We start from the raw sequence: 13,223 nt of genomic DNA on the forward strand, positions 1-13,223 counted from the left end.
GATGCTCGCTACATCATCCGCCAAGCTATTGAATTAGTGATTTTCATCCATTGAATAGACAATTATTAACTAACCCAACTTAACAAATATATGATTAATCGAATATTAATGATTATGAAGCTGGCGATTTTAATGAGCATCGCATTGACTTTTCAATCTTTTGCAAGTATTAAAGCGCAGAAGATTACACTAGCGGCTAAGAATACGAGCCTTAGTCAAGTCATGAAAGAAATTCAAAAGCAACAAGGAATTTCCTTTTTTTTCCGAGGGAAAGAAATTGCTTCCACCAAAGTTACCGTCAATATTTATCAGGAAGAACTTGCAACGGCCATGGATAAAATCCTGAATGGCACCGACTTCGCCTGGTATAAGGAAGAGGGTACCATTGTTATCAATAACAAAATCATGCATATCCCGTTTGTTCCGGAGGTTCAACAAGACTGGGAGGTTCGAGGTCGAGTGACTGATGACTCGGGGAACCCAATTGCAGGTGTTAATATCTCTTTACAGGGAAGTGCACATAGCAGCCGTTCCGATGAACAAGGTAATTTTCAGATACGCGTGAGTTCTAGTAATGCCGTTTTAATTTTAACAAATGTTGGTTACGAGCGGGTACAAATTATCGTAGGCTCCCAACGAAGTGTTCAAGTAAAAATGAAGACTTTAATCAGTGACCTAGATGAAGTGGTTGTTGTTGGCTATGGCACGCAGCGCAAATCTTCCGTTACTGGTGCAATTAGTCAGGTAAGTGGAGAAGTATTTGAAAACCGTTCTATTGTAAATGTATCACAAGGTTTACAGGGTGCTATTCCCAATTTAAATATTACTTTTTCTGATGGAAAACCAACAAGAGCTCCTTCGTATAATATTCGCGGTACCACATCCATAGGACAAGGGGGAAGTGCTTTAATTTTAATTGATGGAGTGGAAGGAGACCCTACTTTACTTAATCCGAACGATATTGAATCGGTTTCGGTGTTGAAGGATGCTTCTTCTGCGGCTATTTATGGTGCGAGAGGTGCATTTGGGGTGGTTCTTATTACTACAAAGACACCGAAAAAGGGCACTTCTCAAATTGCTTATTCCTCAAACTATTCAATCAATCGATCGACGACCACCAATGATTATGTTTCTGATGGGTATTTATGGGCCAGTATGTTTAATGAGGCTTTTTCTGCTTGGAACGATTATAATGCAGTGCCCCAAAACGTAAATAAAAGCATGAAGTTTTCATTGGACTACTTAAAGGAATTGGAAAGAAGATCCTTAGATCCGAGCTTGCCAAAAGTAGAAGTAGATCCAGCAACTGGGGAATATACTTATTACGACAACACCGATTGGTATAAGGAGTTGTATAAGGACAATAACTTCTCTCATGATCAAAACTTATCACTATCTGGAAGTTCGGAGAAAGCGAGTTATCAAGTTTCAGGACGTTTTATCAGTCGCCCGGGTATATTTAGATACAATTCGGATGAGTTTGATTCCTACAATTTACGTGCTAAGGGCACAATTCAACTTAATGCATGGTTGAGTATGACGAATAACACCAGTTTTTCTACCTCTTCCTATTTTAATCCTATAGGTAGCAATGAGGCTAATATTTGGCGTGCTGTACAATATGATGCCCCACCGATGGCTCCTATGTTTAATCCGGATGGCACTTTAACACTTGCTGGGGCATACTCTGTAGGTAGTTTATGGCAAGGGAGAAATGGCATGACGAATAAGAAAAACTTCTTAGGTAATATGACAAGCATGGAGGCTCGCTTTTTTGAAAATAAATTGAAAATAAAAGGAGACTTTTCCTATAATCAAACCGACCTAACAAGTAAAAGAATCCGTGTACCGACGCCTTATAGCAATATTGCAGGTACAAAAGAATACATAGGATTAAGCACAAATGACCTGCAGGAATCTACTGATAAAACTAAATACATAACGAGCAATATTTACGGAGAATACGAAAATACTATCGATGATCATCAATTTAAGGTGTTGTTGGGTGGTAATTATGAACTTTCCACCAGCGATGGGCTGACGGTGCTTCGAAACGGTTTAATTTTCGATGGTGTGGATAATATTAATTTAGCGTTTGGACAGGCTATTACAACAGGTGGTCGGTACCAACAGTGGAACGTCGTGGGCGGATTTTATCGCTTTAATTATTCGTATAAAAATCGCTACTTATTGGAGTTAAATGGTCGTTATGACGGGTCTTCGAAATTCCCTGATGATGAACGATTTGCTTTTTTCCCTTCCGTATCTGCAGGATGGAGTGTTTCCGATGAATCCTTCTGGAATGTATCCAAAGAGGCCGTAGGAATGTTGAAATTCCGTTTTTCATATGGCTCTCTCGGAAATGGAAGTATTAATCCCTATGTCTTTAATGAAACCTATAATATTGCGCAATTAGGCCGAATATTAAATGGGGTAAGACCGCAATATACGAATCATGCTGCCGTTTTGCCGGATGGCCTTACCTGGGAGAAATCTACAACAGCAAACCTAGGGTTAGATGCATCCTTTTTGTCGGGTCGCCTTAGTTTGAGCGCCGATGCTTATATCCGCAAAACAACAGATATGTTTACCATTGGTGTTACTTTGCCTGCAGTGTTTGGAGCAGCTTCGCCGAGAGGAAACTATGCTGATTTGGAGACGAAGGGTTGGGAAGTTTCTTTAGGCTGGGTGGACCAATTCCAGATGGCAGCAAAGAACTTTAAGTATAGTATTAATCTAGGACTATCCGATTATACGGCCGAGATTCTTAAATATAACAATCCCTTTAAGCGATTGAATGATTATTATGAAGGACAACGCATTGGGCAGATTTGGGGTTTTGAAACAGGTGGTTTTTTCCAATCACAGGAAGAAATTAATGGTTGGGCTAAACAAAATCTTTATAAATCATCGGTTTCTGGTACTAGTCTTCCCGGAGACATTAAATTCATCGATCGGAATAACGATGGCGTAATTAATATGGGTGATAATACCGTTGACTCTCCTGGTGATCGTTTTATTATTGGCAACAGTGAGCCAAGGTATAGATTTGGATTGAACCTGAATGCTGAATGGAATAATATTATCATCAGTACCTTTTTCCAAGGGATTGGGAAACAAGATTGGTACCCAGATCGTAATGCGGCTCCGTTTTGGGGACAATATGTTGCCCAATATGCCAATATTCCGAACTTCCAGTTAGGGAACATTTGGACTGAAGAAAACCCAGATGCTTATTTTCCACGCTATAGAGCCTATCTAGCTTTAGGAGCAGATCGGACTTTGGGGCAAGAACAAACCCGTTATCTTCAAAACGCTGCTTATATCCGCCTAAAAAACATTCAATTAGGTTATCGCTTACCCCTTGCTCTGATTTCTAAGATAAGCTTAAAAGAGGCTCAAATCTATCTATCAGGAGAAAATATCTGGACATATTCGCCATTCTATAAATTAACAAAGGGTCAAATTGATGTAGAAAACATCAGAAATGCAGATCCGGAATTAGGCTCAGGTGGTGGAGGTGGACATGCTTATCCCATCATGAAAAGCTATAGTTTAGGTCTTAGGGTATCCTTTTAGTAAGTGGTTTGATAAATAATTAAATGAACGTAAGATGAAAAAGATATTCACTTTATTATTGATTTCCTTAACATTTATTCAATGCTCGAAGTTGGATCAAGACCCGAAGGCGGTTATGTCTAAAAACGCAGTATTCGAAAATGAAAGCGGAGTCGCTTTATACGCCAATTCCTTTTACAACTTATTACCGGCGTCCAACGGAATCATGCGGTCTCCCAATGATGAAATGTCGGATATGTTGGCTAGGAATAATGCGCCAGATTACCTCCGTCCTGGAGCCTTTGGTCCACAGCAAAGTTCTGGATGGTCATGGAATGATCTTCGGAATATAAATTCCTTTTTACAAAATCTGAACAACTCTTCCTTACCAACTGCTGTAAAGCAAAACTACACTGGTGTTGCTCGTTTTTTTAGAGCCTTATTTTACTTTGATAAGGTAGTCCGTTTTGGTGATGTGCCTTGGATTAGTAAAGCAATGGCTGTTGATGATCCCGACTTGTACAAAGGTCGAGACAGCCGTTTTGAAGTCATGGATTCGGTATTGGCAGATTTAAATTATGCTACGCAGCATATTGCCTTAATTCAAGATAATTCTAGAACATTAATTACCAAGAATATTGCCCAGGCTTTAAAATCTAGGGTTTGCCTATTCGAAGGCACATTTAGAAAATATCATACACAATATGGAAAAGGAAATACGGCTGAAAAGTGGCTTCGAGAGGCTGTAGATGCTTCTAATGTCATTATTAATTCGAAAGCCTTTTCCTTAAATCAAGGTGATAAAGCCTATAGGAACCTATTTGTTAGTAAAAGTCCAATTGCATCAGAGGTAATGCTAGCAAATGTATATAGTACGCAGTTATCCACCCTACATGATGCCAATTGGTATTGGACGAGTGCAACTTATGGAATTAGGGGGAGTTTCACAAAGACTTTCATTAATACCTATTTGAATATTGACGGAACTCCTTTTACCAGCAATCCTAATTATGATAAAATGGTCTTTCAAGAGGAAACTAAAAGCCGAGATTTAAGATTATACCAAACCATTCGTACCAAGGATTACGGCCGCATAAATGCCAATGTATTTAGCCTATCTCCACCGTTGTTTTCTTATACCTATACAGGTTATCAGCCGATTAAGTGGGTGTTAGACGATCGCTATTATGATACAAATAGTTATAATGATAACGTGTTGCCTATTTTTCGTTATGCTGAAATCTTACTTAATTACGCCGAGGCAAAAGCAGAGTTAGGAGAATTTACGTTAGCTGATTGGAATTTAAGTATTGCGGCTTTGCGTAAGCGCGCAGGCATTACGAATACGCCATTGCCTACGGTTCCAGATGCTTATTTACAGGCCAAGTATTTTCCAGAGATTTCCAATGCCGTACTCCTGGAAATTAGACGAGAACGAGGGATTGAGCTGGTATTAGAAGGGTTTAGATTCCGTGATCTTATTCGCTGGAAAAAAGGAAAACTATTAGAAATGGCTTGGGATGGTATGTATGTTCCAAAATTGAACACACATATCGATCTAAATGAAGACGGTACCCCCGATGTTTATTTTTACAAAGGCAAATTAAATGTAGATCGAATTACAGGTGTTTCTTATATGGACGTTTCTGCAACTATTGGAACGGGACAAGTGAATCCTTTCCAACTGGAAGGTGATGACGCAGGAAAAATTAAGTGGTCTAGCAATATTGTTAGAAAGTGGGAAGACTATAAATATTTTTACCCAATTCCAGAACCAGATCGTTTACAAAACCCGAACCTTGGCCAAAATCCGGGCTGGGAAATGAACTAATTAATTTATATGAAGATGAAAGCTATAAAAATTCTTTGGCTATTGTTGTTAGCCGTATGTTTAATGCCGTTAGGTTGTGCTAGTAAAAAAGAAGCCGGCCAGAAAAAAACAATCCGCGTGATGTCTTATAATATCCATATTGCAAGCCCTCCAAGTATTAAACCTGATTTTTCATTTACCGATTTAGATGCTGTTGCTGATGTGATTAACCGAGAAAAAGCAGATTTAGTATCCTTACAAGAGGTTGACAAATATACCGCAAGGTCGGGAAAACAGTCGCATCAATCTAAAGATTTGGGTGAACGTACGAAGATGCATGACCATTTTGCAGATGCGGTTGATCGTTCCGAAGGAATTCAAGGGAATGCTATATTATCTAAGTTTCCATTCGTAAAAACAGAAAGTTTTAAGCTTCCCGTTCCTGCAAATTCAAAAGGAGAAACAAGGTCATTAGCATTAGGGGTGGTTAACATTGAGGGTAAAGAAGTGGTCTTTATTAGCGTCCATTTAGATCATATTTCTGATGAAACCCGCGGTTATCAAGTAAATCAAATCCTTGGTATTCTGGAGAAATATAAAGATGACCCAATTATTTTTACAGGCGATTTAAATATGCAACCAGGGAATCAGGTATTAAAGGTGTTGGAGAAATATCTTATTATTGCGAATACCTCTTTGCCTACATTTCCATCCGTAAGACCCGATAAGACAATTGATTATATTTTATTCAATCAAAAGCTTTTGGACAACTTTGAGGTTGGTAAGTTTTTTACTGTTGATGAGAAGTATGCATCAGATCATATTCCTTTAGTCGTTGATTTAACAGTTAAATAAAAGGAAATTGCCTTTTAAATATGGAAAAGCTGAGGATATAATTCTCGGCTTTTCTGCTTATATTTCCTATTGTAAACCAACTATGCATTGAAGAGTTATTTTAATCGATTTTGGCCCGATTGGCTTTCCCTAAATTGGAAATTAGGGTTGTTTTTGGTTGTACTGTTATGTGTTCCTCGGTTTCTGCTTGTCTTGCAGGCGAACAAAATTGGCAATTACAGTGCCTTAGGCCTCGGAATGCTTCTTTATTTTCTTCTGCCTTTTCTTTTCCTTAATAAGTTGGGGCTAAGAAAGATAGGGTGGAATCGACCTAAGCAATATAGCCAACTTATTATTGTGTTTTTAGCGGGCGCTATTTTTGCATTTCTTCTTTACGTGCTTGTGGTTTCAATTAATGCAATAAATTGGTTTATGTTTATGAAATCAAGCCGTTCCCTTATAATGATGAGAAACCATCTTTCCGCTTGTTGAGTAATTGCGTTTTATTTTTTTCATCCTGTAGGATTTAGGAGATTATGATATTATATTTATGCCAGAAATCATCCTAAAAACCTATGAATCCAGGACAAAGTCTTGAACGCTATTTGCCCTTTGGCTACCTCTTTTTGGTGGTCATGGGAATTGTTAAGGAATCCGTATTATTCTATCAAATAGGGATAAATATTCTAAAATATTCCTCGATAGCCGATATCCTAATGAGCCCGATTGCTAGCCTAACCTCACATCCTTTAATTTTTATAGTCGTGATGACTACCATGCTATTGGGTTATTATTTCCCGAAGATGGTTGAAAATAAAGTCCATAAGCCTTGGGTGCAAAAGACAATGGAATTAAAACATGTTGCCTCCATGTCTAAGGAGGAAATCACCAAACAGATGTCTAAAAAGGCTATTCAAATGACCTCCGTTATGGTAATCTGCGTGTTTTTAGGGATGGGCTTTGGCGAGGGGTTATCCAACAGTAGACGTATAAAGAAGGGTGAGATGAAAACCGAGCATACTTTGGTATTTAACTCAGGAGAAGAACAGGAAGTAGCCCTATTGAACTCCAATAGTCAATATTATTTCTATGTACCGAAAGACAGTAAAATAGTACATATAGCTCCCATTAATTCCATTAAAGTGCTGGAATTAACCGAGAATAGAATGTTAGACTAAAACCTTCTTTGCTTATATTAGCCTTCCTAAATACTAACTATATCATGAAAGACCTGAAAGTAGAGTGCCTTATTTTTTATACTAAATTTACGCTGGATAGTGAGCATATTGTAAAATCTTCAACCAAAGAAATCCAAGAGAAGTTGGATGAATATGCAACACAAGGCTATCGCTTGTCAAACTCTTCCTCCTCTTCCTTTGGCGCAGCATTGTATGTGTACCTGTATTTTGAACGCGATCGCTAAGGAGATATTGCGGATGTTGCTGTAATGTCAGGAAATTGAAAAAAGAAGGATTTTTTATTTGATTTTTTTTGAAGGGATTGTACCTTTGATTCAATCGATGACTTCGTAGCTCAGTTGGTAGAGCAACAGACTCTTAATCTGTGGGTCCTGAGTTCGAGCCTCAGCGGGGTCACCTCTTGGGACAACTCTTAAACAAAAAGATTTGTCCCTTTTTTATTTCCTTATAATTTACTGGTATTCTGATAGATATACGTTGACTTGAAAATTATCTTCGGGGTTCGATGTTGTGTCTCAATAAAATCACCAAAATTTAGGGAACATCGAACCCGCTTTAGTTCACTTTACAGTAACATCATTGTTTTTCAGTATTTTATACTATTTCAGTAAAAGTAGGTATGCTATTCGTTTCATTTTCACGGGCAAAGGTGAATCAGTGTTTTTACGCTTTACAAGGTCAAGCCTTCAGTTCGCTGAGAAATCCCATCCGCTTTTGGCGGATCGTATTTTTCAGTCAAAACCTTGTATCAGCTAAACCCTGACCTTTTTAGCCCATGAAACGAAACATAGCATACTCCGACCTTTGAACGAATAAATGGTAGTGATCGAGAAACAAAACAGCACCTCCTCTCATTACCTAATAAATCAAAAGAAGTTGTCAGACTGATATATTGAAAGCCGTTATGCCTGCCTACAAACTTGCTATCTATCAAGGCAGTCGTATGGCTTGAACGCAAGCAGGCTCGGCTGATAGCCGTTTAAGAACTCAGAAACTTTCTGTTCGCCTAAACACAGCAAGTTATGTTTTGAGCTGCTCAAAATAAATTCCACACCTCAAAAATGTCCACCTGAACATAGCAAGTTGTGTTTTGAGGCACTCGAAACTCATTCTGTGCCTCAAAACTACTTGCCCTTGCAGGTGATATTTACATCCTCCGAAGTCGGTCGCATAACTATTTTAGAACCTATTAAATTGAACCTTACTTTTCGTCCAATTCGTCCATTTTTTATGATAAGCGTTTCCCGAAGCGCATCAAGGAATTTTGTTTGGTTCATCTTTCGGTTTCGTAATTCTAAATACGTTTGGTAAAAATTGCCTAAATTGACGTTAAAAGCATCTTCAAAATACTTAGCTATTAGTCTTATATCGGCATTGCCATTGTCAAAAACATCTTGATAATGCAAGGAATAAATCAATTCGATTATTGCCACCTTGCTACCCGTCCAGTTGAGTTTTTTCGGGGCTTTGGACTTATCTTCTTGGTCTTTGTTATACAACAGGTCTTAGATATATACCTGTATCAAATCATTACCTATTATCTTGGCAACCTTGTAATCATGGGAGGTAGAAAATGTTAGGTCGGATTGAAAGTAACCCGTGTCCAAACATAGTTTTATATCGTGCTTTCCCCGTATAAAAAGTTTATCATCAAGCGAGGTGTTATTGGTACGGTAGCATTTATAAAAATCGAGGTTGTTATCAAAATACCGTTTGAGTTTTTTCAGTTCTATATTGAGGTATTTTTTTATGGGTTGCGCCCCGTAAGGTTTCTTTGTCTCAATTTTGTAAATGGCATTATAATAAATAAGTTTGGCAACGATTATTGATTTTTGATGTTTGAAAAAGCGGATTTCCTCGCCAACATTTTTAAACCCCTTTTTTAAGATATGTTCCTTTACTTCGGACAGGCATTCTAAAATTAAATGTATAACGGTTTCTATCCGTTGAATGGAGTAATCAGCTTCAATTTCCAAATCGTTGATAGTTGTCTCCAGTTTAAGCAATACCTCATTGTAATGTTTTTCCATTCAGTTAGATTATAAGACATTTTTTTTAAATTTCTTTCTAATTGCCTACTAACAATTAGAGTAATTAAATTCACAATCTTAATACTCGGTATTTAATTATCCAAGACGACAGTTTTCAGCGACTTTCTTTTTTAGTCAATAAGAATACAGTCGAAATAATACACAGACTACCAATCCAATCAACCATCGTAAATGGAATTTTTAGCCAAATAACAGAAAGAATGACTGCCACAAGTGGTTCGGCTGATGCAAGCAAACTTGTTTTTTGTCCACCAATAATTTTAACGGCATTAAGGTATGAATAGAACGCAATCAATGTACCCAAAACAATGATGAAAGCAACACAGAAGTATGTGCTTAAATCCCAGCTCCCCTCTACTTGCCAAGGAGCTTTTACAAAACTAAATGCAATACCACCAACAAACATTCCCCAACCAACAACAAGCGCAGAATTGTATTTCGCAAGTAACCTCTTAGGCTGTAAAGTATAAATAGCTAAAGTTATCGCAGATGCAATACCAAAGAACAGAGCTATGCCCGAAATAGAAAGTGTACCAACTTTTCCGTGGGTCACTAATAAAAACGTTCCTAAAACAGCTAAAATTATTGCTAATAGTTCTAATTTTTTTGGCAGTCGCTTATATTTAATTGCCAGATATATTGCAATGAAAATGGGGCCAGCAAACTGTAAAACAGTTGCAGTTGCCGCATTTGAGTGTTTTATGGCAGCAAAATAGGTATATTGCACACCCACCATCCCTATTATACTAAAAAGCATTAATTCAATAGCATCTTTTCTATTTTTCCAAATTGAAAAAATATCGTTCTTAGTAGTTTTTGCGAGGATTAAAAGACCAACCCCCGAAATTAAGAGCCTCACTGTAATAAGCCATTCTACATTTATCCCTCTTTGTTGAAACAAAAATTGTCCTAACGTTCCCGATATTCCCCATAAGGTAGCTGCGGTTATTCCTAATAAAATTCCATTTCTGATTTTTCTGTTCATGTAAGCAAAATATTTATTTTGCAAAATTGCATTAAAACTTGATTGCTTTTTCACTAAGTTGCATCTTCATTTTGCAATTTTGTTTCATTTTTATGCTTGTTTTATTATGTTTGATGCGATTGACCAAAAAATTCTAAAAATTATACAGACAAATAATCTCACACCTCAACGAGATATTGGGGAAAAAGTTGGTTTGTCGGCGGCAGCCGTACAAAGACGGATAAAGAAGATGCGTGAACTTGGAATTATCGAAAAAGACATTGCCGTTATTGACAGAGAAAAAATTGGCAATAATGTGACCATACTAGTAGAGCTTTTCCTCGATAGTGAAAAAATAGAAAAAATTGATGCCCTTAAAAAAAAGTTTGAAACAATCTCTGAAATTCAACAATCCTACTATGTTACTGGTGAGTCGGACTTTTTTCTTGTAATAGTCGTTCCATCTATGGCTCACTACGAAAACTTAACCCGTAGAATTTTTTTCGGGGATGAAAATATTAAACGCTTTCGGACAATTGTTGTAATGGGAATAACCAAAAACAGTTTAGAGCTTCCTTTGAATTTACTTATCCCCAACGAAAAATAAAGTGAAAACCATTATAAAGACTGTACATCTTATTTACCAAAGCTAATATATGAAAGACTTTAGCGAAGCCTTTCACATATAAGATGCCTTATTCCTGCTGTATCAAGTGCTGCAAAGTCGAGTCATTTTTGATACGCTCAATTTCGTTTTCTACAATCTGCATAACGTCCGCTTTAATCTGCTTGTAATTGGCTTCGACTACCTGCTTCATATTGTCGTTGCCGTCTTTATCGGTAAAGGATAATATCTGCGGTATTTTAACAAAAAAGAGTTCGAGTTCTGTACCAATAGGTTCACTGAAAGGGACAAGTGTGAAAACATCAGATTTGTCCCTTTTTTATTACACAATAGTTCACTGACACTTGGACAGCTATAAATTAAAACTAAAATTATCTTTAGGGTCCGATTTTGTGTCTCGTAGAATCATTTTAATTTAGGAAACATCTAACCTGATTTTATTTTTTTTATACAAAACAACTTTTTTCAGATAATTACACTATTTTATTAATCACATCTTCTTCAGTAGTCATATCAAGAATGTATTAAATGACAAATTATCTCTGGAACACTTGACAATATCTACATCCTAAACGGTATATATTATTTAATAAAAGACATTCGAACAATTTAATTGGCTTTCAGTGTTGCGACATTAGTCTATAAATACTTCTCTAAAAGCGAATCATAAATAAGATTAAAATGGATTATCACGATTTTTAGAAAGAGATGAAAAATAATAAGCTGTAAATCCTAGGTCGTTTAATATGGCTTAGAGATAAAATATTTATCATAGAGTCCACGGTTGACTTATTATTCCATTTTCAACTACTAATTCTTACAATAAATTCTGCTACGGAATAGATTAGGTACACAATAAAAAGGCTGCTGCAAGTAATAAAAATTTGTCCAGATTAACCACTAAATAAACCGAACTAGCCATCTTAACTTTTTTCAGTTACAACCATCAAGCACAATGCCCATGAGCTTGAATATTTTATTCACGGATTAGATTTATTGTAAAACATTGATGCCGCTGCTTTATTAATTTTTTCGCTTATTTGATGTTAATTGATGTTTTTTATGGTGAAGTTTTTCTTGACCAGGTAAATCAGGTATGAAAAGTAACTCAAGTACCTTGATATAGTTTTTTACGGAAGGATGCTCAGTAGTTAATATGATTTCCGTTTTGTCTTCCGTTTTTTTTTCAGAATAAATAACAATCTTCAGCATTTTTTTCATCATATATGTTAAATGCATTTTTGTAATAATATGGAAAGGAGGCCTTTGTAAAAAGCTTCTTTCATGGTTGGTATTGCAAAAATGCTGAAAAAAACTTGAGAATTTATTAATATACTGGGTAGTACTAGGGTAGGATAAATGAGGTGGTGGGTAGTGTGGACTATGACGCTGTTTTTCAACATCATATTTGAATCCTCTTTTAAGGTTGTTAACCTTTTATTGCCCTTCTGTCTTCAGGATTTTCGGAATCCGGAAAGGATTTTTATGATTATAACGGTCATACTATAGTTTATTTTTGCAATGTTGTTTTACTTGTAATATGCATTGACAAACAAGGATGTAATTACGTTTCCAAAAATAATCTTACATTCTTTCTTTAGATTCCCTAAGTCTGGAAAAAACAAGGAGAAACTATTTGTGGCGTTTGTTAACATCAGAGGTGTTTTTAAAGGTGTCATTTTTCCTTAGCATAGGTTTCAAGTCGAATGGTTCCATAATCTCTTTTCTTTATGTATTGATATGAAACCAATTTAGTCTCCCCTGAAAGTTTTCAAACTTATTTATGGATTTGCTGATATAATTCTCTAAGGTTTTCAGTAAACCATTAGATATATGAAGTGGGCTCTGCTCTGACCCCAGTTTTTGACGTTCATATTTCTAAAAAATGAACTAAGGGGATGGTTTCCTTGCATGTTAGAATCAGGTAAAGAGTTGGTGCGGAAATTCTGATTTCTATTTAGCCATTAATTTTGCAGTAAGGATTGAGTTTATTTTATGGGCTAATGATTTCAAATATTAAAAATAGAGCGACTCTCAGTCCGAAATTAACAAATGTGGGTAGTCGGCACTTGGAAATACAATAATCATAACTTAGTACAAATTTTAGGATATTCTGCGAATAAGTTAAAGCACTTTTGAGTGAATATTAGGAATTTGTGATGAGTTAATACTCAAAAAAACA

9 protein-coding genes, 1 tRNA gene and 1 pseudogene are annotated in these 13,223 nt (G+C 36.5%); 7 read left to right on the plus strand and 4 right to left on the minus strand.

The annotated features are described in order from the left end of the window. The first annotated feature begins 90 nt into the window (after positions 1 to 90). From GQF63_RS14505 to GQF63_RS14530, 6 genes are all read left to right on the plus strand, one after another. Complete coding sequence (locus GQF63_RS14505) at positions 91 to 3,579, plus strand: SusC/RagA family TonB-linked outer membrane protein (protein ID WP_160369964.1); 3,489 nt, start codon at positions 91 to 93, stop codon at positions 3,577 to 3,579. A 34-nt stretch (positions 3,580 to 3,613) separates the two neighbouring features. Then, positions 3,614 to 5,389: a RagB/SusD family nutrient uptake outer membrane protein gene (locus GQF63_RS14510; RefSeq protein WP_160369965.1), complete on the plus strand. Its 1,776-nt coding sequence runs from the start codon at positions 3,614 to 3,616 to the stop codon at positions 5,387 to 5,389. Between the two features lie 15 nt (positions 5,390 to 5,404). After that, positions 5,405 to 6,223: an endonuclease/exonuclease/phosphatase family protein gene (locus tag GQF63_RS14515; RefSeq protein ID WP_160369966.1), complete on the plus strand. Its 819-nt coding sequence runs from the start codon at positions 5,405 to 5,407 to the stop codon at positions 6,221 to 6,223. A 554-nt stretch (positions 6,224 to 6,777) separates the two neighbouring features. Continuing rightward, positions 6,778 to 7,380 carry a hypothetical protein gene (locus GQF63_RS14520; RefSeq protein WP_160369967.1) on the plus strand — a complete coding sequence of 201 codons (603 nt, stop codon included), beginning with the start codon at positions 6,778 to 6,780 and terminating at the stop codon, positions 7,378 to 7,380. Positions 7,381 to 7,424: 44 nt separating this feature from the next. Next, positions 7,425 to 7,625 carry a DUF4177 domain-containing protein gene (locus GQF63_RS14525; RefSeq protein ID WP_160369968.1) on the plus strand — a complete coding sequence of 67 codons (201 nt, stop codon included), beginning with the start codon at positions 7,425 to 7,427 and terminating at the stop codon, positions 7,623 to 7,625. A gap of 99 nt (positions 7,626 to 7,724) precedes the next feature. Continuing rightward, positions 7,725 to 7,797 (plus strand) — tRNA-Lys (locus GQF63_RS14530). 728 nt (positions 7,798 to 8,525) lie between these two features. Here GQF63_RS14530 and GQF63_RS14535 read toward each other — a convergent pair. Together GQF63_RS14535 and GQF63_RS14540 are read right to left on the minus strand one after the other, a co-directional pair. Continuing rightward, positions 8,526 to 9,431, minus strand: a pseudogene (locus GQF63_RS14535) (RteC domain-containing protein). A gap of 115 nt (positions 9,432 to 9,546) precedes the next feature. Then, positions 9,547 to 10,491, minus strand: coding sequence for a DMT family transporter (locus GQF63_RS14540; RefSeq protein WP_212592593.1), 945 nt, complete (start codon positions 10,489 to 10,491; stop codon positions 9,547 to 9,549). 52 nt (positions 10,492 to 10,543) lie between these two features. Between GQF63_RS14540 and GQF63_RS14545 the strand changes: the two genes are divergently transcribed. Continuing rightward, entirely contained in the window at positions 10,544 to 11,023 is a 480-nt protein-coding gene (locus GQF63_RS14545) for an Lrp/AsnC family transcriptional regulator (protein WP_160369969.1), read from the plus strand. A gap of 88 nt (positions 11,024 to 11,111) precedes the next feature. Here the strand turns inward: GQF63_RS14545 and GQF63_RS19880 are convergent, their stop codons facing one another. Further along, a complete protein-coding gene (locus GQF63_RS19880; RefSeq protein ID WP_281346843.1) occupies positions 11,112 to 11,234 on the minus strand; it encodes a hypothetical protein in 123 nt (40 codons plus the stop codon). An 830-nt stretch (positions 11,235 to 12,064) separates the two neighbouring features. Continuing rightward, positions 12,065 to 12,265, minus strand: coding sequence for a hypothetical protein (locus GQF63_RS14555; RefSeq protein ID WP_160369970.1), 201 nt, complete (start codon positions 12,263 to 12,265; stop codon positions 12,065 to 12,067). Between the last annotated feature and the right edge of the window lie 958 nt (positions 12,266 to 13,223).

The sequence above is a fragment of the Sphingobacterium humi genome (genome assembly GCF_009768885.1).
GTDB classification, from domain to species: domain Bacteria; phylum Bacteroidota; class Bacteroidia; order Sphingobacteriales; family Sphingobacteriaceae; genus Sphingobacterium; species Sphingobacterium humi.